The sequence below is a fragment of the Bacillus sp. 2175 genome (assembly GCF_057812155.1).
The window spans coordinates 3,377,225-3,401,435 of the sequence record NZ_CM173819.1 but is presented as its reverse complement, the minus strand read 5'-3'; the positions used below and the strand labels follow the sequence as shown (position 1 = coordinate 3,401,435).

Annotated in this window: 27 protein-coding genes and 2 pseudogenes; 19 read left to right on the top strand and 10 right to left on the bottom strand. The window is 35.4% G+C overall.

Going from position 1 to position 24,211, the window contains the following annotated elements; all coding sequences use genetic code 11:
- Positions 1-77: 77 nt before the first annotated feature.
- Positions 78-281, bottom strand: coding sequence for a CsbD family protein (locus ACXKY9_RS17565; RefSeq protein WP_000160423.1), 204 nt, complete (start codon positions 279-281; stop codon positions 78-80).
- Between the two features lie 171 nt (positions 282-452).
- Complete coding sequence (locus ACXKY9_RS17560; protein ID WP_000214338.1) at positions 453-1,262, bottom strand: GNAT family N-acetyltransferase; 810 nt, start codon at positions 1,260-1,262, stop codon at positions 453-455.
- 152 nt (positions 1,263-1,414) lie between these two features.
- Here ACXKY9_RS17560 and ACXKY9_RS17555 point away from each other — a divergent pair, with 152 nt between their 5' ends.
- From ACXKY9_RS17555 to ACXKY9_RS17525, 7 genes and pseudogenes are all read left to right on the top strand, one after another.
- Positions 1,415-1,618 (top strand): hypothetical protein, encoded by a 204-nt coding sequence (locus ACXKY9_RS17555; RefSeq protein ID WP_000810210.1) that lies wholly within the window; start codon positions 1,415-1,417, stop codon positions 1,616-1,618.
- Positions 1,615-2,175 (top strand): annotated as a pseudogene (locus ACXKY9_RS17550) (GNAT family N-acetyltransferase). Before ACXKY9_RS17555 ends, ACXKY9_RS17550 begins: the two are co-directional and overlap by 4 nt.
- Positions 2,176-2,442: 267 nt before the next feature.
- Positions 2,443-3,231: a helix-turn-helix domain-containing protein gene (locus ACXKY9_RS17545; protein ID WP_000505619.1), complete on the top strand. Its 789-nt coding sequence runs from the start codon at positions 2,443-2,445 to the stop codon at positions 3,229-3,231.
- Between the two features lie 168 nt (positions 3,232-3,399).
- Positions 3,400-5,013 carry a long-chain fatty acid--CoA ligase gene (locus ACXKY9_RS17540; RefSeq protein WP_000980175.1) on the top strand — a complete coding sequence of 538 codons (1,614 nt, stop codon included), beginning with the start codon at positions 3,400-3,402 and terminating at the stop codon, positions 5,011-5,013.
- A 123-nt stretch (positions 5,014-5,136) separates the two neighbouring features.
- The gene (locus ACXKY9_RS17535) at positions 5,137-5,712 is read left to right on the top strand and encodes a biotin transporter BioY (protein ID WP_038415209.1); all 576 of its coding nucleotides are present in this window, start codon (positions 5,137-5,139) and stop codon (positions 5,710-5,712) included.
- Positions 5,713-5,778: 66 nt separating this feature from the next.
- Complete coding sequence (locus ACXKY9_RS17530) at positions 5,779-7,242, top strand: acyl-CoA synthetase (protein ID WP_000513143.1); 1,464 nt, start codon at positions 5,779-5,781, stop codon at positions 7,240-7,242.
- Complete coding sequence (locus ACXKY9_RS17525) at positions 7,235-8,326, top strand: acetyl-CoA C-acyltransferase (RefSeq protein WP_001030509.1); 1,092 nt, start codon at positions 7,235-7,237, stop codon at positions 8,324-8,326. Before ACXKY9_RS17530 ends, ACXKY9_RS17525 begins: the two co-directional genes overlap by 8 nt.
- An 8-nt stretch (positions 8,327-8,334) precedes the next feature.
- Here ACXKY9_RS17525 and ACXKY9_RS17520 read toward each other — a convergent pair whose 3' ends face one another.
- Complete coding sequence (locus ACXKY9_RS17520) at positions 8,335-8,916, bottom strand: DUF6434 domain-containing protein (protein ID WP_001247881.1); 582 nt, start codon at positions 8,914-8,916, stop codon at positions 8,335-8,337.
- 59 nt (positions 8,917-8,975) lie between these two features.
- Between ACXKY9_RS17520 and ACXKY9_RS17515 the strand changes: the two genes are divergently transcribed.
- On the top strand, positions 8,976-9,464 hold the full coding sequence (locus tag ACXKY9_RS17515) for an NUDIX domain-containing protein (RefSeq protein WP_003284971.1): 489 nt from the start codon (positions 8,976-8,978) through the stop codon (positions 9,462-9,464).
- A gap of 44 nt (positions 9,465-9,508) precedes the next feature.
- Here the strand turns inward: ACXKY9_RS17515 and ACXKY9_RS17510 are convergent, their stop codons facing one another.
- Positions 9,509-10,711, bottom strand: a complete 1,203-nt coding sequence (locus ACXKY9_RS17510) for a serine-tRNA(Ala) deacylase AlaX (RefSeq protein WP_000400381.1) — start codon at positions 10,709-10,711, stop codon at positions 9,509-9,511.
- 134 nt (positions 10,712-10,845) lie between these two features.
- On the opposite strand from ACXKY9_RS17510, the gene ACXKY9_RS17505 reads away from it, so the two are divergent.
- Complete coding sequence (locus ACXKY9_RS17505; RefSeq protein WP_000965148.1) at positions 10,846-11,253, top strand: hypothetical protein; 408 nt, start codon at positions 10,846-10,848, stop codon at positions 11,251-11,253.
- 68 nt (positions 11,254-11,321) lie between these two features.
- Positions 11,322-12,560, top strand: coding sequence for an MDR family MFS transporter (locus ACXKY9_RS17500; protein ID WP_000676828.1), 1,239 nt, complete (start codon positions 11,322-11,324; stop codon positions 12,558-12,560).
- A 48-nt stretch (positions 12,561-12,608) separates the two neighbouring features.
- Here ACXKY9_RS17500 and ACXKY9_RS17495 read toward each other — a convergent pair whose 3' ends face one another.
- Positions 12,609-12,989 (bottom strand): Hsp20/alpha crystallin family protein, encoded by a 381-nt coding sequence (locus tag ACXKY9_RS17495; protein ID WP_000516731.1) that lies wholly within the window; start codon positions 12,987-12,989, stop codon positions 12,609-12,611.
- A 124-nt stretch (positions 12,990-13,113) separates the two neighbouring features.
- Positions 13,114-13,236 carry a small acid-soluble spore protein P gene (locus tag ACXKY9_RS17490; RefSeq protein WP_000517649.1) on the bottom strand — a complete coding sequence of 41 codons (123 nt, stop codon included), beginning with the start codon at positions 13,234-13,236 and terminating at the stop codon, positions 13,114-13,116.
- 121 nt (positions 13,237-13,357) lie between these two features.
- Between ACXKY9_RS17490 and ACXKY9_RS17485 the strand changes: the two genes are divergently transcribed.
- On the top strand, positions 13,358-13,621 hold the full coding sequence (locus ACXKY9_RS17485) for a hypothetical protein (protein WP_001146295.1): 264 nt from the start codon (positions 13,358-13,360) through the stop codon (positions 13,619-13,621).
- Positions 13,622-13,668: 47 nt separating this feature from the next.
- Positions 13,669-14,394, top strand: coding sequence for a polysaccharide deacetylase family sporulation protein PdaB (gene pdaB / locus ACXKY9_RS17480; protein WP_003284976.1), 726 nt, complete (start codon positions 13,669-13,671; stop codon positions 14,392-14,394).
- 41 nt (positions 14,395-14,435) lie between these two features.
- On the opposite strand, the gene sspO is transcribed toward pdaB, so the two are convergent.
- Entirely contained in the window at positions 14,436-14,585 is a 150-nt protein-coding gene (gene sspO / locus ACXKY9_RS17475) for a small acid-soluble spore protein SspO (protein ID WP_000518055.1), read from the bottom strand.
- A gap of 292 nt (positions 14,586-14,877) precedes the next feature.
- Here sspO and acnA point away from each other — a divergent pair, with 292 nt between their 5' ends.
- Positions 14,878-17,601, top strand: a complete 2,724-nt coding sequence (gene acnA, locus ACXKY9_RS17470; protein ID WP_000238558.1) for an aconitate hydratase AcnA — start codon at positions 14,878-14,880, stop codon at positions 17,599-17,601.
- A 118-nt stretch (positions 17,602-17,719) separates the two neighbouring features.
- On the top strand, positions 17,720-19,378 hold the full coding sequence (locus tag ACXKY9_RS17465) for an ABC transporter ATP-binding protein (protein WP_000666360.1): 1,659 nt from the start codon (positions 17,720-17,722) through the stop codon (positions 19,376-19,378).
- 77 nt (positions 19,379-19,455) lie between these two features.
- Here ACXKY9_RS17465 and ACXKY9_RS17460 read toward each other — a convergent pair whose 3' ends face one another.
- A complete protein-coding gene (locus tag ACXKY9_RS17460; protein ID WP_074595727.1) occupies positions 19,456-19,788 on the bottom strand; it encodes a YmzC family protein in 333 nt (110 codons plus the stop codon).
- 11 nt (positions 19,789-19,799) lie between these two features.
- Positions 19,800-20,014 (bottom strand): annotated as a pseudogene (locus ACXKY9_RS17455) (hypothetical protein).
- A gap of 195 nt (positions 20,015-20,209) precedes the next feature.
- Between ACXKY9_RS17455 and ACXKY9_RS17450 the strand changes: the two are divergent.
- The 5 genes from ACXKY9_RS17450 (at position 20,210) to tlp (ending at position 22,606) form a co-directional block, all read left to right on the top strand.
- Positions 20,210-20,785, top strand: a complete 576-nt coding sequence (locus ACXKY9_RS17450; protein WP_000269087.1) for a redoxin domain-containing protein — start codon at positions 20,210-20,212, stop codon at positions 20,783-20,785.
- Positions 20,786-20,900: 115 nt separating this feature from the next.
- Positions 20,901-21,848, top strand: coding sequence for a 3'-5' exonuclease (locus tag ACXKY9_RS17445; protein WP_000528753.1), 948 nt, complete (start codon positions 20,901-20,903; stop codon positions 21,846-21,848).
- A 139-nt stretch (positions 21,849-21,987) separates the two neighbouring features.
- The gene (locus ACXKY9_RS17440) at positions 21,988-22,131 is read left to right on the top strand and encodes an FbpB family small basic protein (RefSeq protein WP_001254703.1); all 144 of its coding nucleotides are present in this window, start codon (positions 21,988-21,990) and stop codon (positions 22,129-22,131) included.
- 43 nt (positions 22,132-22,174) lie between these two features.
- Entirely contained in the window at positions 22,175-22,309 is a 135-nt protein-coding gene (sspN, locus tag ACXKY9_RS17435) for an acid-soluble spore protein SspN (protein WP_000527987.1), read from the top strand.
- 99 nt (positions 22,310-22,408) lie between these two features.
- Positions 22,409-22,606, top strand: a complete 198-nt coding sequence (gene tlp / locus ACXKY9_RS17430) for a small acid-soluble spore protein Tlp (protein ID WP_001133511.1) — start codon at positions 22,409-22,411, stop codon at positions 22,604-22,606.
- Between the two features lie 28 nt (positions 22,607-22,634).
- Here the strand turns inward: tlp and ACXKY9_RS17425 are convergent, their stop codons facing one another.
- Complete coding sequence (locus ACXKY9_RS17425; protein ID WP_000614862.1) at positions 22,635-23,927, bottom strand: glycoside hydrolase family 18 protein; 1,293 nt, start codon at positions 23,925-23,927, stop codon at positions 22,635-22,637.
- Positions 23,928-24,211: the final 284 nt, after the last annotated feature.

The following is a 24,211-nucleotide window of genomic DNA, read 5'->3' as shown; positions in this document are numbered from 1 at the left end:
TATGTCATTTGGTTCATTATGTATATAAAGTAAAATAAAAAACACGTTAGATGAAAATTCATCCAACGTGTTTTTTATTATTTATGTTCCTTATATTCATGTACTTTTTCTTTCACATTACCAACTGTATCTTTAGCAGTGCCTTTCACCTTATCCCATTTTCCTTCAGCTTGTAATTTCTTATTGTCAGTTACTTTCCCAACAGCTTCTTTTACTTCGCCTTTTACCTTATCAATGGCACCTTCTACTTTTTCTTTTAAACCGTGTTCATGCTTAGTCATACATTTCTCCTCCTTGTAGTTTGATTAGAATTCTCTTTTCATAGTGCAAGTTGAATGATGTACCTAGTAATAGCGTAACAAATCTAGTTGGAATATTCAAATGATTAATAGGATAGAAAAGGAATTGTCATAAAATGTTTAAAAATGTAACGGAAGGAGAAATAAAGTAAATTATAATATGTCTCTTGCGGTCCATATTGATTTTGTATAAGCAATTTTCATGTGGGCACGTTCCATGTTATTTTGACTGCCGCTACCGAACCTTGCTTGTCCAACTATTAAAGTACAATTGGATTCAATAGCTGTCTTAATTCGTTTTTGAATTAATGCAGTATGACAGCCTTTACGCTGAAATTCTGGCAAAGTAGCAGAAGCAGCTAATGATGCGACACCCTTATTTATATACAGGACACCAATACCAGCAGGGATATTTTGAACTTCAGCTATGAAAAAATGCCATCCTGGTTCATTGTAAAGAATTTCATTATTTTGGCGCACGCTATCTTTTGTAAAGGATGGCATATTAAATCCACATACATAAATGTCTGCAAAAATATCAAACTCATTTTCTTTTAGTTTTCGTATTGTAATATTAGAAGGAAGAAGTGATGAACCCTCTCTCGGTATACTATACAAAGCGGTATGGAAGCTAGATTGATAAAACCCTTTTTGAGATAAGTATTGAAATAATTCAGTTGTACCTTGTGCTGGGGTAATTTCAAAACGACAAGGGATTTGTAGTGATTCATAATAAGAAATGATTGCATCAATCGCATCTGCATTTGTAATACCTTTTACCGTATTAAAAGCAGGACCAGCAATTATTTTTGATGAAAAGGCAGTGGCGCTACCGAATTTTTTTATTTGCACTTGCATGGGGTTTCCGCTTATTGTTTGTAGTCTCTCTAATCTAGAAGAGAGCATATCAATTTCTGCATTTTCAATTTCTGTTGCTATATCGAGTGTCATAACAGTAGTCATAAAATTCCTCCGTTAATAAATATATTTCATAGTATATATACGATTTTTGTTTTGAGATTCCTGTTGTAATGTAGGAGAATAAGAAGTTTTTTGGAAGGGAAATGGAATTGAACTGTCGAAGGGAGTAGAAACAGATTAAAGGTGGTGCTCTCATGAAACAGAAAGACGTGCAGACATGCTCTAATTGTGGTTCTCAAAATATAGGAGAAGGTGAGTTTGTTGGATATGCACAAATACGGAAAAAGGAAACGATGTTCACATCTTCACCGGTGGATGCTTATATTTGTACAGATTGTGGGAATATCCTTTTATTAAAGGTAAGGAATTATGAAAGGTTTAAACAGAAACCTTTATGATTATTGAGAAGTGGTCATATCCAACTTTGTATACGAAACGACTTATGTTAAGGAAAATGAATATGAGTGATAGTTTACATATATATGAGTATGCTACAGATAAAGAGATGACAACTTTTACTGTATGGGATGCTCATTGATCGTTATGTGACACATATAACTATATAGAAGAAATTGTGGGGCAATATAATGGAGGGCAAGTAGCACCTCTTGGAATTGTATTAAAAGAGGAGAAGAAACTTATAGGCACGTGTGGATTTATAAAATATGATTTGGTCACACATACAGCAGAAATTGCATACGCCTTATCTCGAAAATATTGGGGAAGAGGATTAGCTACGGAGGCTGCATTAGCTTTTTTCTACTATGGTTTTCATGAGTTGCATCTTAATAGTATTGAAGCGGGATGTGATTCAGAAAATGAAGCATCTGAAAAATTAATGAAACGTTTGAATATGGAGTACGAGTGCACGATTCAAAAGGATATGTTCATTAAAGGTAAGTATCGTGACACGAAAAGATATTGTATATCTCGAGAAAGATATATGGATAAATGAAATATTTCATATAAAAAACTCCTTTAAATGAATAAAGGAGTTTTTTTATTTTTCATAACAATAATTACCTTTAATTGTTATAATTGGTTGTTAAGGGGTCTTGGTTTATTAACGCCATAATCATAGAAGGAAAATAGCTAAATCGTCTATAAAACCACTAAATAACACAATCGCAACCGTAAGTTGACAAAGTGCAACCCCGGGAAGATAGAGATAAGGGCAATGTCTACATACAATTTAGGTAAGAAAACAAAGGGGGGCACACATATGGGATTTGGTGAAAAGCTTTTTAAATTAAGAAAGGAAAAGGGCCTTTCTCAAGAAGCATTAGCTGAAAAATTAAACACAACAAGGCAAGCGGTTAGTAAATGGGAAAACGGTCAAGGTTTTCCTGAAACTGAAAAGTTAATAATGATTGGAAATGTTTTTGAAGTATCACTCGACTATTTATTAAAAGAAACTGCAGAGCAAAGTAATGAAAATGTGGATGGCTATTACGTAAGTCAGGAAATGGCAGAAGGGTATATAGTGTACGGACAAAAGATTTCAAAATATATAGCGTTAAGGTTTAGTTTGCTTATTTTGTCTACAATACCGTATCTATTATTTAAAGAAAATGCAACAATGTCGACATTTCTTGTCATTATCATTGCTGTTCTTGGAATTGGAGCAATGATGGCACCTGTAACGATAGAAGAGAGTCGATACAATGTATTGAAAAAGGAAGAACTACTATTTGATCAAAACTTTCTAAAAGAATTGACAAAAAGATATGTGATTATTAAGAAGAAGTATGCCGCGGTAATGATCGTTGGATTTTGTTTTATAGCAGCAGGCGCGATCCCGTTTTTGTTTGAGAAAAAGCATATCACTTCAGGGGAATTAGTTCAGTATTATCCGTACTGTGTTGTACTTATTGCTATCGGAGTTTATCTTTTTGTTCGTGTGTTAGGAGTATGGGAGATATATCGAATTTTAGTAGAAAATAAGGAATACAGTAATCGTTTTATTTTTAAACTGAAAAAGAAAGTAAGAAAAAAGGTAGATAGTTTATAAAAGATAAAAAACATGTTTCGAATCAATGTATTCAAAACATGTTTTTTATCGTTCTGAATTATTTCCAAAGAAATAATTCAGAAAAAACAGAAAAATGTCGTAACCATTTGCGGAAGTCTGTTATAATAAACGAAAAATGAAAACGCTTTAAAGGGGGATATAACCAATATGATGATGAATGTACCGCTAACAATTAGTTCTATGATGGAAAGAGCAGAGAAACTGTTTTCGAAGAAAGAAATTGTTTCACGGACACATGATACAGTTACAACGTTAACATATAAGCAGTTAGGGGAAAGGACGAGAAGACTTTCCAGTGCGTTGAAAAAGCTTGGAATTAAAGAAGGTGAACCTGTAGGAACATTAGCGTGGAACCATCATCGACATGTAGAAGCGTATTTTGCTATTCCAGGTATTGCTTCTGTTTTGCACACGATTAATATTCGTTTATCTCCTCAACATATTTCATACATTATTCAGCACGCAGAAGACCGAATTCTACTTATAGATGAAGATCTCGTACCGCTCGTTGAAAATATTCAATCACAATTATCAACTGTACAAGCTTACATTATTATGACTGATAAAGATGAACTTCCAAATACTATGCTGGAGCCTGTATATCATTATGAAAAGCTATTAGAAGAAGGCGATCCCAATTTCCAATTTGTAAAAGATATTGATGAAAATACACCTGCTGGTATGTGTTATACGTCAGCGACTACAGGAAACCCAAAAGGTGTTGTATATACGCATCGTAGTACTGTATTGCATTGTATGGCACTCGGTTTAGCTGATACAGCTGCTTTATCGGAAAGTGACGCAGCAATGGCAATCGTCCCGATGTTTCATGTGAACGCTTGGGGACTTCCTTTTGCGGCTACTTGGTTTGGATCAAAACAAGTTCTTCCTGGACCGATGTTTACCCCGAAAATTTTATTAGAGATGATTCAATCAGAAAAAGTGACGTTAGCTGCGGGTGTGCCGACAATTTGGCTCGGCGTATTACAAGAGTTAGAAAATAATAGTTACGATTTATCTAGTATGACGAGAATACTATGCGGAGGTGCAGCTGCGCCGAAAAGCGTTATTAAAGCATTTGAACAGAAACATAATGTTCCATTCATACATGCATATGGTATGACTGAAACGAGCCCACTCGTAACACTTGCACGTTTAAAAAGTTATGAAACAGAATTATCGTATGAAGAGCAATTAGAAATTAGATCAAAACAAGGGTATCTTGTCCCTGGTGTAGAGATGAAAGTAGTCGGTACAAATGGTGAAGTGAAGTGGGATGGTACGGAGATGGGAGAACTATGTTTACGAGCGCCATGGATCGCTGAAAGCTATTATAACGATAATCGTACTGTCGAAGGTTTTCGTGATGGTTGGTTATATACAGGAGATGTCGTTACGGTTGATGAGGAAGGCTGCGTGAAAATTGTTGACCGTACGAAGGATGTTATTAAAAGCGGGGGAGAATGGATTTCTTCGGTCGATCTTGAAAATGCTTTAATGGCACATGATGCTATATTTGAAGCGGCCGTCGTTGCGATTCCTCACCCTCAGTGGCAAGAGCGACCAATTGCCTGCGTCGTTCAAAAGAAAAATAGTACGGTTACAAAAGAAGAAATATATGAGTTTTTAAAACCACAGTTTGCGAAGTGGTGGTTACCAGATGATATTGTATTTATGGAAGAAATACCGAAAACATCTGTTGGGAAGTTTTTGAAACAGGCGCTTCGGAAAGAACTGGAGCATTTGCATAGAGAGAAATAAGTGAATTCTTATTTGTAAACTTAAATTAAATAAAAGTTGACAAAAGAAGGGTGGAAAGATAATATAATTTTCGTGATATGTTACCTAAAAACACTTTTAAGTTTACAAACAGGAGAAGAAAATATGCATACAAAAAAATTAGTTTTCGTCGCTTTATTTAGTTCTATTATGGGAGTGTTAGGGTTAATACCTCCGATTGCTCTTTCTATTACACCAGTTCCGATTACATTGCAATCACTCGGTGTTATGCTTGCGGGTGGATTGTTAGGGTCACGCCTTGGTGCATTAAGTCAGCTTATTTTCTTACTTATTGTAGGAGTTGGAGCACTATTACTTGCTGGTGGACGCGGTGGCCTTGGTGTATTTGTTGGGCCAAGTGCAGGATATTTACTTGGTTACATCATTGGAGCGTTTGTTATTGGTTATTTAATTGAGCGTTTACGTGAAGTTTCTATTATAAAAGTATTATGTATTAATATAATTGGTGGTATTTTCGTAGTTTATGTATTTGGTATTACTGTACAAGCGTTTTTAATGGATGTTTCTGTATGGGAGACAATGAAAGTGAGTGCTGTGTTTTTACCAGGGGATTGTATAAAAGCAATTATCGCGGCGATTCTCGTAACAAAATTACATCGTTCATTGAAACATATTATTACGCCCGCTTTAAAGAATGGAAAATATACAAATGCGGGATGATAAAGGGAAGAAACACGTTAATTCCGTGTTTCTTTTTATTATTTTTGTAAAGAAAGGACGTCTCATATGGGTATTACAAAAGAATACAAAAAGCATGCCTCTTTACAACCAAATAAAATAGCGATAAAGGAAAATGATAGAGTTTTAACATATAAAGAGTGGTTCGAATCAGTTTGTAAAGTAGCAAACTGGTTGCACGCAACAGAATCAAAGAATAAAACAATAGCAATCCTATTAGAAAATCGTATAGAGTTTTTACAACTATTCGCTGGTGCCGCTATGGCCGGGTGGGTTTGTGTTCCGTTAGATATAAAGTGGAAACAAGATGAGCTCAGAGAAAGAATTGAGATCAGTAATCTGGATATGATTGTGACAGAACGATATAAGGTAAATGATCTACCTGATGAAGAAGGAAGAGTAATTGAAATTGATGAGTGGAAAAGAATGATAGAGAAATATCTTCCTACACATTCCACTGTAGAAAGTTTACGAAATGCTCCCTTTTATATGGGATTTACATCAGGATCAACTGGAAAAGCAAAAGCATTTTTACGTGCACAGCAATCGTGGGTTCATAGTTTTGATTGTAATGTACATGACTTTCATATGAAAATGGAGGATTCAATTTTAATAGCTGGGACGCTCGTTCATTCTCTTTTCTTATACGGGGCAATAAGTGCATTATATGTAGGACAAACGGTGCACATTATGAGAAAGTTCATTCCGAATCAAGTATTAGATAAGTTAGAAACTGAAAATATATCGGTTATGTATACAGTTCCGACAATGCTTGAATCTTTATATAAAGAAAATAGATTAATAGAAAATAAAATGAAAATTATTTCATCAGGAGCGAAATGGGAAGCTGAAGCGAAAGAAAAAATAAAGAATATATTTCCTTATGCGAAAAGATATGAATTTTATGGTGCATCAGAGTTAAGTTTTGTAACAGCACTAGTCGATGCAGAAAGCGAAAGAAGGCCAAATTCAGTAGGAAAACCTTGTCACAATGTGCAAGTTCGAATATGTAATGAAGCAGGCGAAGAAGTACAAAAAGGCGAGATAGGAACTGTTTATGTGAAAAGTGATCAGTTTTTTATGGGATACATAATAGATGGGGGTTTAACACGGGAGTTGAATGCAGATGGCTGGATGACAGTGCGAGATGTAGGCTATGAAGATGAAGAAGGCTTTATATATATTGTTGGTAGAGAGAAGAATATGATTTTATTTGGAGGAATCAATATTTATCCAGAAGAAATAGAAAGTGTATTACATGAACACCCAGCTGTTGATGAAATAGTTGTAATTGGTGTGAAAGATAGTTACTGGGGTGAAAAGCCCGTCGCGATCGTAAAAGGAAGTGCTACGAAACAACAATTAAAGAGTTTTTGCTTACAACGATTATCCTCGTTTAAAATACCGAAAGAATGGCATTTTGTAGATGGAATACCTTATACAAATAGTGGGAAAATCGCTCGTATGGAAGCAAAAAGTATGATTGAAAACCGGGAGAAAACATATGAATAAGGCAGTTATTGTAGAGGCGAAAAGAACACCTATCGGTAAGAAGGATGGGATATTAAAAGAGTATGAAGTTCAGCAATTAGCAACGCCGCTTCTTACGTTTTTAAGTAAAGGAATTAAGAGAGAGATAGACGATGTTATATTAGGAAATGTTGTTGGGCCAGGAGGGAATGTTGCAAGATTATCTGCTTTAGAGGCAGGACTTGGCTATCATATTCCTGGTGTAACGATTGATCGGCAATGTGGTGCTGGTTTAGAAGCAATTCGAACTGCGTGTCATCTCATTCAAGGCGGGGCAGGTAATTGCTATATCGCCGGAGGAGTAGAGAGTACAAGTACGTCACCTTTTCAAAAAAGAGCAAGATTTTCACCTGAAACAATTGGTGATCCTGACATGGGAGTAGCGGCTGAATATGTTGCGGAGCGTTATAACATAACGAGAGAAATGCAAGACGAGTACGCTTGTCTTAGTTATAAGCGGACACTGCAAGCGTTAGAAAAAGGATATATACATGATGAAATATTTTCTTTTAATGGATTATTAGATGAATCTATAAAGCCAGAAATGAATTATGAACGAATCATTAAAAGAACGAAGCCCGCATTTTTACAAAATGGAACAGTGACGGCAGGTAATTCATGTGGTGTAAATGATGGGGCATGTGCTGTTCTTGTAATGGAAGAGGGACAAGCCCTAAAGTTCGGTTATAAACCTGTCCTTCGTTTCGTTCGTAGTACTGTAGTGGGAGTGGATCCCAATCTTCCAGGGACTGGTCCGATATTTGCGGTGAACAGATTATTAAACGAAATGAATGTAAAAGTAGAGGACATCGATTATTTTGAAATAAATGAAGCATTCGCCTCAAAAGTTGTTGCTTGCGCAAAAGAGTTACAAATTCCGTATGAAAAATTAAATGTAAATGGTGGGGCAATTGCGCTCGGTCATCCGTACGGTGCATCTGGGGCTATGCTTGTAACACGTTTGTTTTATCAGGCTCAAAGAGAGTTTATGAAATATGGAATTGCTACATTAGGAATTGGAGGCGGGATAGGGATTGCGCTATTATTTGAGAAAGTAGAAGACTAGTGAGGTAACTAGTTTTCTACTTTTTGAGGAACATAAACATTGCTGCCAGGCTTCGCTTTCATTTCGTTCCAAGCAGCAATCGCATCAGCTTTTGCTTTTCCTTTATTATTTGGATCTTTGAAAAAGTCCCGAGTAAAGCGATTGTATTCAAATTGCGCGCTGATCGTTGTTTTATAAGTAGGATCTTTTTTTCGTTCGTTTTCTTCATACCAAAATGTTATCGCGTCTTCATATGTTTTTCCAACATTCTCTTTAAAAAACTTTTGAAGAGCTACTGTAAAGCGGAAGTTTGTTTCGATTTTTTCTTTGAAAAAAGCACGAACATCTTCGCTACAGCGGTGATTTTTAGTAATAATCGTTTGAAGAGAAAGGTCTTTATAAGAGAGGGGAGCTTTGCTCACTTTTGGCACAGAGCTGTTTTTTAAGACTTTCCCCGTAGTTAAATAATGTGAGATACGCTCGGTTATTTCGATCTTAGAGCCACTAGCTGGCAGACCATGCTCGCGACAAAATGTTTGCAGTTCTGCTTTTAACCAATAATAATTTTGGAAATCTGTAAGAGATATAGTTTTTGTTAAAGATGGTCGCATGAATGTAACAACTACTTTCTTCCATAATTTTCTTTAATTATAAAACATACGTTCTTTTTATGGAAGGATTAATGTGTAAATATAATGGGAAGAGGAGGTTATATATAGAAAATATAATGCAAGTTCGTGTTACGGGAATTTTAATTGAAGATGAAAAAGTATTGCTAGTAAAGCAAAAAGTGGCTAATCGCGATTGGTCTTTACCTGGAGGAAGGGTAGAGAATGGTGAAACGTTAGAAGAAGCGATGATTCGAGAAATGAGAGAAGAAACAGGATTAGAAGTTAAAATTAAGAAGCTACTCTATGTTTGTGATAAACCAGATGCTAGTCCATCTTTGTTACATATTACGTTTCTGCTTGAAAGGATTGAAGGTGAAATTACACTACCTTCTAACGAGTTCGATCATAATCCGATTCATGATGTGCAAATGGTACCGATTAACGAATTAAGTTATTATGGTTTTTCGGAAACTTTTATCAATCTTATAAGTGGCGGTTTTGCAAATGCAGGAAGTTATCAAGGGTTGAAACAACATATAGGCCTGTAAATATAGTTGAAGGATAGCCGTTAGCTATCCTTCATAAACATGTTTTACACTGCTGACTGTAAAGAAGAAACAAGCTGATTTAAAAACTCGTCCCCGTTCATAACCGCTTTTCCGCCGCCGCGTGCACTCTTTTTATTTCCGCCACCTTTTCCTTCAATTGTAGGAAGAGCATCTTTTAAAAGAGCATTCATATCGAGCGTTACTGTTTTTCCGCAAGCGAGAATACATTGTAGTTTGTCATCATTTTCAATAACGAAATACGTAATTGCATGCTCTTGTTGTTCTGTAATGATAGCTGATATTTTTGCAATTTCTTGCATAGAACGATCTGTAAATGCTTTAGAAATAAGTAACCCAGCATGTATTTCGGTGGGCTGTTGCAGTAATTCATTTGCCTCTGCAAATAATAATTTTTCATTCATTGTTTGTGTTGTTTTTTCGTTTTCCTTTTGAGAGGTAAGAAGCTGTGCCACTTTTGCTGGGATATCAGTTTCGCTACTGTTTAATTGTTTGGAAACATCTTTCATAATTTGTTGCTGTTGCCCCATTAATTTAAGTGTACGCCAACCAGCGATAAAGGTTAAGCGTATACCACCTTTATTGCGCTCCCATCCTAGTACTTGAATAAGACCAACTTCACCAGTGCGTTTCGGATGGGTTCCACCACAGCCGTTGTAGTCGTAATTTTCGATAATAACAACGCGTATATTTTCTGTTATATTCGGTTCTTTACGAAGAGGTAATGTTTTCGCTTCTTCTAAGTTCATCCACTCTATACGGATTGGATGGTTTTCAAAAACAATTTTGTTTGCAATTTGTACTGCTTTTTCAACTGTTTCTGTATGCAGATTTTCTGTTTCTAAATCGATTGTTACCGTTTCTTTACCAAGATGGAATCCAATCGTAGGTATGTTAAAATGGTCCCAAAAAGCAGCAGATAAAATGTGCTGAGCCGCATGTTGCTGCATATGATCAAAACGGCGCTCCCAATTAATTTTACCTTCTACGTCTTCTGTATGTAATTGTTCTGCGATGTAGTGACGAATTTCTCCGTTTATCTCTTCTACATTGATTACATTGATATCATTTAATGTACCAGTATCATATGGTTGTCCGCCACCTGTCGGATAAAATGCTGTTTCATTCAAAACAACGTATAAGTTACCGTTTTTATCATAATCTTGCTTTATAATTTTAGTAGTAAAGTCTTGCTTATAAGCGTCAGTGTAATATAATTTGTGCTCCAATTTTCTTTCTCCTCTCGCATTAACTAGTTTCATTGTAAAGCAATTGAAATTAGTTTCCTAATATTTCAGAAGAAAGAAACTATTTTTAGAATTTTCTTGCTATAATAAGAAGAAAATGCGGGGGTGGAATAAATATGTTATATGAAAATGGCGTAGATAAACTGCTTAGTTTAAGCAAAAATATTTCTGAATTGTATCGAGAATTAAATGAAATGACCCGGATTTTAACGGAGTGTAATCGAGAAAGTGTGAAGTTTGATCGGTTATATGTAAAAGAGTTACTTTGGAAGAAAGAAGATGTAATAGAGAAATATGACCAGCTACTTGTACAACTTTGTATTAACGAATGCTTTGATCTAAAAAGTGTCATTACAGGCGAATATAAGTATACATATGAAGAAGTGGAGAACATCGTTTTACAATTTAATGAGAAGTATAATGTTGCAATATTAATTAAAGATGTTTGTAAAGAATTACAGTTTACATATGGCATAGATATGGATATAACGAGAACAGCGCGGGTATCAACAGCGCAAGTATAAAAAGGGAAAAGAAAGCAGATCCTTTGCTTTCTTTTTTTATGTAAGAACAGGGAGAGTAGGTTTTTAAGATGAAGGGGAAGTTGCAAAATATTCATCCGTTAGGAATGACAATTATAATAGGGACTTTATTTGCGAGGTTTGCCACGTCAATGAGTATTCCTTTTTTAGCAATTTATTTAACGACTGTGAAAGGTGTATCAGCTGGAATGACAGGTGCTATTATCGGAACGAGTGCACTTGTTGGAGTGTTTGCTAGTTTTATCGGAGGGAATTTATCAGATCGATTCGGTCGAAATATGATTATAATATGGTCCATGATCGTTTGGGTCTTTGTATTCATTGGTTTTTCACTTGCAGATCATGTTTTAAGTTTCTTTTTATTAAATGCTTTGAATGGATTATGTAGGTCATTTTTTGAGCCAACATCAAGAGCGTTATTATCAGATTTAACGAAACCTGAGTATCGTTTACTCGTATATAATTTGCGTTACGGTGCAATCAATGTTGGAGTAGCGATTGGCCCACTTGTCGGGTTACAGATTGGAAGCGCAAAATCAACAATTCCGTTTTTAGTAGCAGCTGGAGTATACATTTTATATACAGCTATATTAGCGTTCCAATTTAAGAAGTATCCGATTGAAAAAAAGAAAGTAAATACAGAAAAGCCTGTCACAATGTTAAAGGCAATTCGTATTTTGCGAAAGGATGTCGTATTTTTAGTTGCACTAGTTGGTATTATTTTGAGTAATTGTGGTTTTTCACATTTAACGACAACAGTATCTCAATATTTTGCAAATGCACATATATTTCAGGATGGAGTGAAATTATTTTCATATATGCTAGCTTTAAATGCGATTGTTGTAGTCGTAATTCAATACCCTGTTATTCAAATTTGTAAAAAGTATACACCGTTAACATCAATTATGGTGGGGGCTTTATTTGTGAGTGGGGGATTATTTGGCTTTGGAATAGTAGAATCCATGCTAGGTGCTGCCGTTTGTACAATTATTTTTACAATTGGAGAAGTCTTAATGTTTTCGATGACGGATGTATTTATTGATGATATTGCTGTTGCGCATCTAAAAGGAACATACTTCGGTGCGATGGGCTTTTCGGGAATTGGAGCAGTAATAGGTCCGTGGTTTGGAGGAGTACTTCTCGATTACTACGGGTACCAAAATGGGTTTGCAGTATTTTCAGCATTAGCTACATTCTCAACTGTGGCATTTCCTGTGCTTTTAGTTACAAAAGGTTTATTGAAAAAAAGGTATGATAGAAATTCTAATATAGAAATGCATGCGAAATAACATAAGCCCCAGTACCAACTGGGGCTTATGTTTGTATTATATTAACTCTTAATTTGAAAAAAGAACTTTCTTTTCATGTTTATCAGCAACTTCATTTTTGGAAATATGAATGGCCAAAAAACCATTCTCTAAGCAGGCTAGCATCTTCTTATAAATAACATTAGCGGGTAAAGGGATAGTTCGCTGCAAAGAAATGTTTTTATGAAGTATGCAAATGGTTAGGCCTGTCTCCATCTTTTTAATGACTACATTTTGTTCATTGGCATTTGGTACATCTGTTTCCAAAATGTATTCTTGTTCAGTTTCGCAAAGGTCAATATGAATTTGATTTGGGAAACTAAAGTTACTACAAGAGTCAGAACAAAACTGATCCATCCATTCTTCGAAACCATCAACATGAAAAAGACAATCCTTCTTTTTCTTGCCCATGTAAGACACCCTCCGTAAAATCTCAATTCATACTATGTTATGCATGAATGAATTAGGGGTGAAGAATAAATGGAAAAATATAAACATTGTATGTGGAAAAGATAGCTAGTGTGCACTTTTTGTTTTACATATCATGATGCGCATGATGTTTTTGGCGTGAATGGTTACGGTTTTTTACTTTATGAGATCCGCTTAATGGTTCAGGTTGTCCTTTTTTTTCTTTCGCTTCACGATTGTTTTTTCCCATTGTATGTGACACCTCCTCTTCCTTTTTAGAATGAGAGAAGTTTGCAAATTTATACGAGAATGTTTTTAGAAAAAAAGGTAAAGATAATTGGGACTAACTATTACAGAAAGGGGATTATATAATGCCATATCATAAAGATAAACAACAAGCGTTTCAAGCAGCGCAGCAAGGCGTTACACAAGCAGAAAATGCATTTAACAACATTGTGAAAAATGATCCAAACTACGGTCATGATTTAAAAGAATTACGCCAAGAGGTTCAGGAAGCATATGAACAAATTCAAAATGCACTAGAGGTAGCTTCAGAAACACAACGTCCACAACTTGAGCAATATGAAAATAATCTCCAAAATATAATGCGAAATGTAGATCAATTAGAAAAGTAAATTAGGTTGTTGTGTATTTGACAACCTAATTTACTTTAATGAACATTATGCGAAAACAGAAAATTTTTCTATTCGTTTTTTCTTTATTATGCGCAGTACATATATTTCAAGTTGAAAAAGTGGAAGCGAAAATGTTGCTCAGAAAAGAGCTAGAACCAACTGGCTATGTAACGTGGGAAGTACCTAATAATGAAAAAATTATTGCCATTACATTTGATGATGGACCAGATCCAACATATACACCACAAGTTTTACATTTATTACGTCAATATAAGGCTGAAGCGACATTTTTTATGATTGGATTTCGAGTTCAGCGCAATCCATATTTAGTGAAACAAGTGTTAAAAGAGGGACATGAGATTGGAAATCATACGATGAATCATTTATATGCAAATAGTTCATCAGATGAAAAATTAAAAAAAGATATTTTGGATGGAAAGAAATTTTTCGAAAAATGGGTGAAAGAACCGTTGCTATTCCGTCCTCCTGGTGGATATATTAACGATGCTGTATTTAAAACAGCAAAAGAAGCAGGTTATCAAACCGTTCTATGGTCGTGGCATCAAGACCCACGTGATTGGGCAAATCCAGGGGTGGAATCTATCGTAAATCATGTAGTGAAAAATGCTAAAAGTGGCGATATTGTATTGTTACATGATGGAGGAAATGATCGTAGTCAAACGGTAGCAGCACTAGCCAAAATTTTACCTGAGCTAAAAAAACAAGGCTATCGATTTGTAACGGTTTCAGAATTGTTACGTTATAAACATTAGAAAAAATCCCAAAAGGTGAATGTTCCTTTTGGGATTTTTCGTTACTGGTTCTTTTTGCGTTTCTTATTATTTTGTCTTTCTGCAGGAGTTAAGTTTTCATTTGCAAACTCTTCGTTATAACCAGTACCTTGTCCTTGTGCGGATGCTGCATTCATTCCTGAAATAGTATGATTTGCTTTTCTTTTACCCATTTTATTTCACCTCTATAACATTTTTTTGTATGTTGAATGATGAGCAGTTCATAGTGTGTATGAACTATAAGTAAAGCGCTAATAGAGCACTTTACTTTATGGTAATAGTATTCATAAGGAGCATGAACACTATTCAAATTTAGAAACATAAAGAAAACTTATGATAATCTATAAGTTTCTTATTATTTACTTATTTAGAAAGTTGTAATAAGATATTATCGTAAGGTATTGAAAAGTTTGTCTACATTTTATATTCAGACAACTTAGTCACGTTTAACAGGGGGGAAACATAATGGTCAAACATAATCCATTTCAATCACGTGCAACTTTTGAAGTAGATGGAAAAACGTATCATTATTATGATTTGAAAGCGCTTGAAAATGCAGGGGTTGGCAACGTATCTCAATTACCATATTCCGTGAAAGTTTTACTTGAATCAGTACTTCGTCAAGTAGACGGACGTGTAATTACAGAAGAGCATGTTACAAATTTAGCGAAATGGGGAACGAAAGATGTGCAAGATATCGATGTTCCATTTAAACCATCTCGTGTAATTTTACAAGATTTCACTGGTGTACCAGCTGTTGTTGATTTGGCTTCGCTTCGTAAAGCAATGGCAGACATGGGTGGAGATCCTGATAAAATCAATCCAGAAATTACTGTAGACCTTGTAATTGATCACTCTGTACAGGTTGATAGAGCGGGTACGGCAGACGCGCTTGCATTCAACATGGACTTAGAGTTTAAACGTAATGAAGAACGTTATAAATTTTTAAGCTGGGCACAAAAATCATTTGATAACTATCGTGCAGTTCCACCAGCTACAGGTATTGTACACCAAGTAAACCTTGAATATTTAGCACCAGTTGTTCATGCTGTGAAAAATGCTGAAGGTGACTTAGTTGCATACCCAGATTCATTAGTTGGAACAGACTCACATACAACAATGATTAATGGTATCGGCGTTCTTGGATGGGGTGTTGGTGGTATTGAAGCAGAAGCAGGAATGCTTGGACAGCCTTCATACTTCCCAGTACCTGAAGTAATCGGTGTGAAATTAACGGGTACACTTCCAAGTGGTACAACAGCAACTGACGTTGCCTTAAAAGTAACGCAAGTATTACGTCAAAAAGGTGTAGTTGGTAAATTCGTTGAGTTCTTCGGTAATGGACTAAAGAGCATGCCTTTAGCTGACCGTGCAACAATTTCAAATATGGCACCAGAATACGGCGCAACTTGTGGATTCTTCCCAATCGATGATATTTCATTAGAATACTTACGTTTAACAGGTAGAGATGAAGAACAAATTCGCGTTGTTGAAGAATACTGTAAAGCGAACGGTTTATTCTATACAGCAGACAGTAAAGATCCAATCTACACTGATCTTGTAGAAATTGATTTAAATACAATCGAATCTAACCTTTCTGGACCGAAACGCCCACAAGATTTAATTCCACTTTCAGATATGAAAGATGCGTTCCACAAAGCTGTTTTAGCACCAGTTGGAACACAAGGACTTGGATTTAATGAGCAAGAGTTCGATAAAGAAGTGAAGGTTACATTAGAAGATAAAGAAGTAACGATGAAAACAGGTGCAATTGCAATCGCTGCAATTACAAGCTGTACAAATACATCAAACCCATACGTATTAATTGGAGCAGGTCTAGTTGCGAAGAAAGCAATTGAAAAAGGACTTGTAGTACCTGAGTATGTAAAAACATCATTAGCACCAGGATCTAAAGTTGTTACTGAGTACTTAGATAAGTCTGGTTTAACAACATATTTAGATCAATTAGGTTTCCAAACAGTTGGTTACGGTTGTACGACTTGTATCGGTAACTCTGGTCCATTAGCGCCAGAATTAGAAGAAGCAATCGCAGCAAACGACTTATTAGTAACATCTGTTTTATCTGGTAACCGTAACTTTGAAGGGCGTATCCACCCACTTGTAAAAGCAAACTACTTAGCATCACCACCACTAGTTGTGGCATATGCACTTGCAGGTACTGTTGATATTGACCTGAAAAATGATGAAATCGGTAAAGATGCAAATGGCAATGCTGTTTACTTCAACGATATTTGGCCATCAGCTAAAGAAATTGAAGATGTAGTTCAAAGTGTTGTTACATCTGAACTGTTCAAGAAAGAATATGCACAAGTATTTAACAGCAATGAGCGTTGGAATGAAATCCAAACTTCAAACGAAGCTTTATATACTTGGGATAATGATTCAACATACATTCAAAACCCACCATTCTTTGAAGGTTTATCTAAAGAGCCAGGTGAAGTTGAAACATTATCAGGCCTACGCGTAGTTGGTAAATTTGGTGACTCTGTAACGACAGACCACATTTCACCAGCAGGTTCAATCGGTAAGCATACACCAGCTGGACGCTACTTATTAGAAAACGGCGTACAACCAGTTGACTTTAACTCTTACGGTTCTCGTCGTGGTAACCATGAAGTTATGATGCGTGGTACATTCGCGAACATCCGTATTAAAAACCAAATCGCACCAGGAACAGAAGGCGGATATACAACATATTGGCCAACTGGTGAAGTAACATCTATCTATGATGCTGCTATGAAATATAAAGAAGATGGCACAGGTCTTCTAGTTGTTGCTGGTAAAGATTACGGTATGGGAAGTTCTCGTGACTGGGCTGCGAAAGGAACAAACTTACTAGGTATTAAAGCAGTAATTGCAGAAAGCTTTGAGCGTATTCACCGCAGTAACTTAGTGTTAATGGGTGTACTACCACTTCAATTTAAAGATGGCGAAAGTGCTGAAACGTTAGGTCTTGTTGGTAACGAGTCATTTGAAATTCAAATCGACAAAACAGTTAGACCACGCGATCTTGTGAAAGTAGTTGCAACTGATGCAGATGGCAATGAAAAACAATTTGAAGTAGTAGCTCGTTTCGATAGTGAAGTAGAAATTGACTACTACCGTCACGGTGGTATTCTGCAAATGGTTCTTCGTGAGAAAATTGAAGAGTCTAAAGTGTCGAACTAAATAATTGAAATGAATAATAAGGAAGCTAACAATAGTTAGCTTCCTTATTTTATGGAAAGGGATGAAACCATATGGTTTCATCCCTTTCTTTTTTACTACGAAAAATGGAGGAAACGTCATGAAAGAATATAAAAGAATTTTGTTACCGTTACAGAAAGAAAAAATATTAGTAATAGCAGCTGTATGTAGTGGGATAATTGCTGCCATTTTAAATTTATCCCGCCCAATTTTCATGGGATTAATTGTAGACAATCTTATTCAAAGGGAGCTAAAAGGTGCGTATGTATATATAGCTTTGTTTGCGGGTAGTCACTTTTTAATGTGGGCGAACAATCTTTTATTTGATTATATAAGTTCAAAAGCGAGTCAACGTATATTACAAACGAAACGTATAGAATTATTGCGTCACTATTTCTCATTACCGTTTGAAGAGAGTGAGAAGATTAAGCAAGGAGAGTTAGAAACTTTGGTCGTGTCTGATATTCCGAACTGGGTCAGATTATATGGCTCTATATTAATAGAATATATACACGCTATTGCCCAATTTATTGGAGCTTTCATAGCACTACAACATATAGATATACAGTTTATATTGTGGGTAACTCCGTTTTTATTTTTAAGTACAATTGTTCCAATACTGATGGGAGAAAAGGTAAGAGATATTGCAAGCGTTTCTCAAAAAAATCACTCAAGTGTTGTAGAGATGGTGTCACAGTTTGTAAAGGGGATACAAGATTTGCGGAGTTTACAAAAAGAAAAATGGGCAATTCGCTTATTTAAAGAAGTAACGGCACAATCGTATAAATCAGAAGTAAAGAAGACGATGATGCAACATTGCATTGGAGTAGTTGGAACGGTGATTGAAACAGGAGCATATATTGTTGTTCTCATTATAGGTGCACAAAAAATAATGAGGGGAGAAATAGAAGTTGGTTCACTCATTGCAGTGTTAGCGACAATTGAGATGCTCTTTTTCCCTGTCCGTTATGTGGGCGATTTATTAATAATGACACAAGTTGCAGTCGCTTCGGCAAATAGAGCTTTTTGCTTTTTAAATAAACGAGCAGCAGATAGCAATGTAGAAAGAGCGATGGGGATCAGGATAACAAATGTTTCATTTCAGGAGAATGACGAAGAGAAATGCAGAATTCATAATATTGATTTGCAAATTCGTCCTGGTGAACTCGTTATGATTGTGGGAGAAAGCGGTGCAGGAAAAACAACGCTTTTAAAGTTAATAACGGGCTTGTATAAACCATCTAACGGTAGCATTGCTTATTATGGTAATGAAGCTCGTATGACTACAGTGTGGCAAGAACCACGTTTTTTCCGAACGACGGTAACAGAGAATATGTATTTCGGGGAAGAGGGTTTAGAAAATCAGTTAGAAAAAAATAGTGAACTTATAAATGCAACGCCGATTATTAGAGGGTTACCTGAAGGGAGTCAAACTGTGCTACATAAAAGCGGTGAAGAGTTTTCGGGAGGCGAAAGAAAACGTCTTGCATTATTGCGCGCGATTGTATCAAATCCAACTCTTATTATTTTAGATGAACCGACGGCTGGGTTAGATCCGGGCAATCAAGAACTGGTTTGGAATATGATTGAAGGGATAGGAAGAGATGTAACGAGAATTGTGGCAACACATGATGTAGAGAGAGCGATGATAGCAGATTGTGTTGTTGTCATAAAGAATGGGACTATTGTGGAATGTGGGAATCCTAGAGAATTATTAAATTGCAACTCATTGTACAAAGAGTTGCAAACAAAAAGATAAGAGATATGTAATGCTCTTATCTTTATTCCGCTATTTGCCGGGCAGCCCGATTGGTGAGGGCTGATTAAAGTTTCACTTTATTCGGTCTCATTAAGTTGATAAGTATAAGAATTCGAATCACTAGAATTAACTTCTTTGACGAGAGTAAGTTGATTTGTATCTGGATTATATTTGAAAATCTTAATTGTATGTTCGCTACTTAGTAATGGATTATATTCTTGAATAGCGAATGTATTTTCCGCGATTTGTGTCATATTACTGGTGGGAACATTTTCTATGGAATCATGATTTGTAGAAATTTCAACGACTTTTTCACTGTTGAAAAATAAAAGAACGATTACTAAAATAACTAAGCATATTCGTATATAGCGTAGCTCTTTGGTGATAGGGTGTTCTCCCAAAACAATCATCCTTTCTATAGCTATTCTATAGTAGTAATGGTAGTCATCGTGAAAAAAGTAATAATGCCGAGGCCTGCCAAAAGGATAAATGAGATTAATGCGATATAGAGACAAATATGTCCAACTGTTTTTTTTCAGGATCTTTACTAAATAGTGAGATAATCCATGTGATAATTCCGATTGGGGAAAATATAAAACTAAGAATATATAGAAGTATTTTTTTAAATAAATTCATGAGAGCTCCTTTCATTGTAAAATGTTCTATGTATTTCTAATTATATGATTAAAAGGTAAATATTTCATCTTAGTTATAAAAATTCTGATTATTTAGAATGTGAATATTTCCAAGCTTGTCCGTATAAGCTAAAATAAGGTATATAGTATTTTGATGAATGTGTTAAAAGAAGATAATACGTTAGGGTGATATAAAATGTGGCGGAAGCTTACGATTATTGTAGTGTTACTTTGTTTAGCGGGATATGCAGCTTATGAACAGTTTGGTTATAAAGAGCAGGCGGTAAAAGTGAAGCAAGAAAAAAGTGAAGCTGCGATGAAAGAGATTATCGCAAGGAATGGTATTGAGATAGGGAAGAGTGCACCGGACTTTACATTAACGAAGTTAGATGGGACAAATGTAAAGTTATCGGATTTAAAAGGAAAGAAAGTAATTTTAAACTTTTGGGCTACGTGGTGTGGACCATGTCAGCAAGAAATGCCTGATATGGAGGCTTTCTATAAAGAACATAAAGAGAACGTAGAAATTTTAGCGGTCAATTATACGCCTTCAGAAAAAGGTGGGGGGGAAGAGAAGGTAAGCAATTTTGCTAAAGAAAAAGGAATTACTTTTCCTATTTTATTGGACAAGAACATTGATGTGACAACAGCTTATAAAGTAATTACGATTCCAACTTCGTATTTTATAGATACAAAAGGTGTCATTCAAGATAAGTTTATTGGGCCGATGACACAAAAAGAGATGGAGAAAAGAGTTGCTAAATTAAAATAATGGTGAAAAGGTAGAGATGGAGAGTTCCCATTTCTGCCTTTTCTTTTTCAAGTAGTAATCACTTCATGATATGATGTAAGAAATATAACCGTTTAGAGATAAAGGAGTGTATGGAGTGGGGAATGTATCCTTACCGTTAGATTATGTTGTAATTGATTTTGAAACAACAGGATTTAACCCTTATAATGATAAAATTATTCAAGTTGCAGCAGTGAAATATCGTAATCATGAATTAGTAGATCAATTTGTTTCATACGTGAATCCAGAGCGGCCAATTCCGGACCGAATAACGAGTTTAACAGGTATTACTAATTATCGCGTTTCAGATGCACCGACGATTGAAGAAGTGTTACCTTTATTTTTAGCATTTTTACATACAAATGTTATTGTGGCCCATAATGCTTCTTTTGATATGCGCTTTTTGAAAAGTAATGTAAATATGCTTGGGTTGCCTGAACCTAAAAATAAAGTAATTGATACTGTATTTTTAGCAAAGAAATACATGAAGCATGCGCCTAATCATAAACTTGAAACGTTAAAACGAATGCTTGGAATTCGTTTAAGCTCTCATAATGCATTTGACGATTGCATTACGTGTGCTGCTGTTTATCAAAAGTGTGCAGCTATTGAAGAAGAAGGGAAACGAAAAGTAAATAAGGCTATGCTTGATGAAACTGCGGTATATGAAGCGGTGAAAGAAATACTTGCATGTAATAAACGTAATGTAGAATGGCTACGTTGTATGAACGTAGGAAGTTATTTAGATATAAAAGCTTTTTATCCAGTTATGAGATTAAAGGTAAAAGGGCGAAAGAAATATGTATTAACAGAGATATTAGAAGAAGATGTGAAAGAAATATGTACAAGTTTAAAATGTGAACCGGCGTTAAAAAGTGAAGCTGGTAATACGAGAATTATGCTTAATAGCTTAGAGGATGTTATGAAATTAGAAAGTTATATTTTAGAGCAGTATGATTTTGTATTACAGGCGCTTCATGATTATAAAGAAAATGAAATGAATGCAGATGAAAAGTTGAAAGAGTATTTAAATATTATGGTATAAAAAACTCCGTGTGCAATATATTGTACACGGAGTTTTTTTAGGAGTACTAAAACATAAAATTTTCTTGCAAATCTGATTAAAGAGTTTTTTGTTTGCTCATACTATGTAATAAGAAAGCGAAGGAGAGAGGGTGAACAACATGAGAAGAAGTCGCCGTAAATCGTTTGAAGAACTTGTAAATGAAAATAAACAACAATTATTAAGCGATCGTGAGGCAATTGATCGCATTGAAGAGCGCATTGAAAAACGTTATGAAATGAAACTTTTTAAGCAAGCTGAATAATTCTTAACACTAGTACGATACTAGTATTAAGGAGGCGATAGTAATGGGTAATCCGAAAAAAAATTCAAAAGATTTTGCACCGAATCATATTGGAACACAATCAAAAAAAGCTGGTGGAAATAAAGGAAAGCAAATGCAAGATCAAACAGGTAAACAACCGATTGTTGATAATGGTTAAAGAAAAGGAGAATATTACATTCTCCTTTTTTATGTATAAATTTGAGGAAAGATAGGTAATTTAAGATGGTGTGTATATACAATATTAGGAGGGAAGTACATGCCAAATCCAGATAATCGAAGTGACAACGCTGAAAAGTTACAAGAAATGGTGCAAAATACAGTTGATAACTTTAATGAAGCAAAAGAAACAGCGGAACTTTCTAATGAAAAAGATCGTGCTGCTATTGAAGCAAAAAATCAAAGACGTTTAGAAAGTATTGACTCATTAAAAAGTGAAATCAAAGATGAATCTTAACAAAATGTACAAAAAGGGCTGACTTTTGTCAGCCCTTTTTCGTAATCGTAAAGTTTTCAACAAGTAAACGCCAATTTTGTGGAAATGGCAAGCCAATCTTCCAATAACTAATACCGCCAATGCCCTGCTCTTTCATTAAATTGAATTTACTTTGAATAGACCTCGCATCTTCAAACCAAACTTCATGTTGTACGCCATTTTCGTCAAAGTAATTAAAATGTGGAGCTTGAGCTGTGAAATCATAGCGGATAGGAACATTATATTTACGAGCAAGTGCAACAGCTGCGACAGAGCTAACTGCTTTTGCTGGTGGATTCCCTTGTTTGAACGGAAGTTTCCAATCGAATCCGTATAAGTTTTGCCCCATCATAATTTTTTGGGGAGGCATTTGAGATTTTGCGTATTGAAGTACTTCTTTTACAGGACCGATAGGAGAGATTGCCATTGGTGGCCCGCCCTGCCAACCCCAGTCATATGTCATAATGACGACGAAATCAACAATTTGCCCTTGCGCTTTATAATCATGGGCTTCGAAAAATTTTCCCTTTTGATTTGAACTTGTTTTCGGTACGAGAGTTGTGCTTAATGTGTACCCGCTAGGTAAGCGTGTTTTTACATTTCGTAAAAAGCGATTATACGCCTCGCGGTCTTCGGGTGCTACACTCTCGAAATCGAAATGAATGTCTCGCATGCCATATTTTTCAGCTGTTTGCAAAATGTTAGTAATAAATTTGTTTTGAATCGTTGCGTCGCGTAAAATAACCGATGTTAGATCGGCACTGAAATTACCATTTTCAATATTTGTAATAACGAGCATAGGGATTGTTTGCCCTTGCGTTGCAATATTAGCAATTTTAGCTGTTTCAGTAGGTTCTTTTAATGTGCCATCTCTTTTTGCCTCAAAACTAAAATAAGCTAAATATGTTAAAAATGGATTGATGGCACGTGTAGCATTAACTAAACTCTCTTTAATCGGTATAGTGGAAGGTTGTAAATAAGCGATGGATTCTACAGCTCGTTTTGTGCCTTTTGGTACATATAATTGTTGTCCGACATGGAGAATAGATTTTAAAGATAAATTATTAACTTTAGCTAAACTAGCGAGGGGGACATTATATGTTTGAGAAATCCGATAGAGGCTGTCACCAGGCTGTACATAATAATTATTTCCTTTCGTATTAACGATAAGTGCCTGACCAACAACGAGCGTTTCAGCGGGATTTAGTCCATTGTCTTTTACTATTTCGTCAGGTGTTGATCCATATTTTGATGCCAAGCTATATACGCTATCACCGCTACGAACCGTTACAATTTGAATCATATGCTTGCTCCTTTCGGGAAAAGATTCACTATTTTTATTTTATTTTTGATGTCACTGTATTATGATTAAATGTATGCAAGGTAGCAGAAGTGAAAGAAGGGAAGAAACAGTTAGTGTATATCTACAAAAATATATAATTAGTGATAAAATATTTGTAGATGAAAAATTGTCGCCGGAGTAAAGTAGTTTCATGGGATGAAAAATATGAAAGTATATTCAATTGGTGATTTTGCAAAAAAAGGCAGGTAGGATAGAACAAACTAGTTGCCATCTTCAAGGGAAAA

Excerpts from the sequence above, each read along its gene's own strand:
- ACXKY9_RS17565 (WP_000160423.1), bottom strand. The coding sequence starts at position 281 with ATGACTAAGCATGAACACGGTTTAAAAGAAAAAGTAGAAGGTGCCATT.
- ACXKY9_RS17560 (WP_000214338.1), bottom strand. The coding sequence starts at position 1,262 with ATGACTACTGTTATGACACTCGATATAGCAACAGAAATTGAAAATGCA.
- ACXKY9_RS17555 (WP_000810210.1), top strand. The coding sequence starts at position 1,415 with ATGAAACAGAAAGACGTGCAGACATGCTCTAATTGTGGTTCTCAAAAT.
- ACXKY9_RS17545 (WP_000505619.1), top strand. The coding sequence starts at position 2,443 with ATGGGATTTGGTGAAAAGCTTTTTAAATTAAGAAAGGAAAAGGGCCTT.
- ACXKY9_RS17540 (WP_000980175.1), top strand. The coding sequence starts at position 3,400 with ATGATGATGAATGTACCGCTAACAATTAGTTCTATGATGGAAAGAGCA.
- ACXKY9_RS17535 (WP_038415209.1), top strand. The coding sequence starts at position 5,137 with ATGCATACAAAAAAATTAGTTTTCGTCGCTTTATTTAGTTCTATTATG.
- ACXKY9_RS17530 (WP_000513143.1), top strand. The coding sequence starts at position 5,779 with ATGGGTATTACAAAAGAATACAAAAAGCATGCCTCTTTACAACCAAAT.
- ACXKY9_RS17525 (WP_001030509.1), top strand. The coding sequence starts at position 7,235 with ATGAATAAGGCAGTTATTGTAGAGGCGAAAAGAACACCTATCGGTAAG.
- ACXKY9_RS17520 (WP_001247881.1), bottom strand. The coding sequence starts at position 8,916 with ATGCGACCATCTTTAACAAAAACTATATCTCTTACAGATTTCCAAAAT.
- ACXKY9_RS17515 (WP_003284971.1), top strand. The coding sequence starts at position 8,976 with ATGGAAGGATTAATGTGTAAATATAATGGGAAGAGGAGGTTATATATA.
- ACXKY9_RS17505 (WP_000965148.1), top strand. The coding sequence starts at position 10,846 with ATGTTATATGAAAATGGCGTAGATAAACTGCTTAGTTTAAGCAAAAAT.
- ACXKY9_RS17500 (WP_000676828.1), top strand. The coding sequence starts at position 11,322 with ATGAAGGGGAAGTTGCAAAATATTCATCCGTTAGGAATGACAATTATA.
- ACXKY9_RS17495 (WP_000516731.1), bottom strand. The coding sequence starts at position 12,989 with ATGGGCAAGAAAAAGAAGGATTGTCTTTTTCATGTTGATGGTTTCGAA.
- ACXKY9_RS17490 (WP_000517649.1), bottom strand. The coding sequence starts at position 13,236 with ATGGGAAAAAACAATCGTGAAGCGAAAGAAAAAAAAGGACAACCTGAA.
- ACXKY9_RS17485 (WP_001146295.1), top strand. The coding sequence starts at position 13,358 with ATGCCATATCATAAAGATAAACAACAAGCGTTTCAAGCAGCGCAGCAA.
- pdaB (WP_003284976.1), top strand. The coding sequence starts at position 13,669 with ATGCGAAAACAGAAAATTTTTCTATTCGTTTTTTCTTTATTATGCGCA.
- sspO (WP_000518055.1), bottom strand. The coding sequence starts at position 14,585 with ATGGGTAAAAGAAAAGCAAATCATACTATTTCAGGAATGAATGCAGCA.
- acnA (WP_000238558.1), top strand. The coding sequence starts at position 14,878 with ATGGTCAAACATAATCCATTTCAATCACGTGCAACTTTTGAAGTAGAT.
- ACXKY9_RS17465 (WP_000666360.1), top strand. The coding sequence starts at position 17,720 with ATGAAAGAATATAAAAGAATTTTGTTACCGTTACAGAAAGAAAAAATA.
- ACXKY9_RS17460 (WP_074595727.1), bottom strand. The coding sequence starts at position 19,788 with ATGATTGTTTTGGGAGAACACCCTATCACCAAAGAGCTACGCTATATA.
- ACXKY9_RS17450 (WP_000269087.1), top strand. The coding sequence starts at position 20,210 with ATGTGGCGGAAGCTTACGATTATTGTAGTGTTACTTTGTTTAGCGGGA.
- ACXKY9_RS17440 (WP_001254703.1), top strand. The coding sequence starts at position 21,988 with ATGAGAAGAAGTCGCCGTAAATCGTTTGAAGAACTTGTAAATGAAAAT.
- sspN (WP_000527987.1), top strand. The coding sequence starts at position 22,175 with ATGGGTAATCCGAAAAAAAATTCAAAAGATTTTGCACCGAATCATATT.
- tlp (WP_001133511.1), top strand. The coding sequence starts at position 22,409 with ATGCCAAATCCAGATAATCGAAGTGACAACGCTGAAAAGTTACAAGAA.
- ACXKY9_RS17425 (WP_000614862.1), bottom strand. The coding sequence starts at position 23,927 with ATGATTCAAATTGTAACGGTTCGTAGCGGTGATAGCGTATATAGCTTG.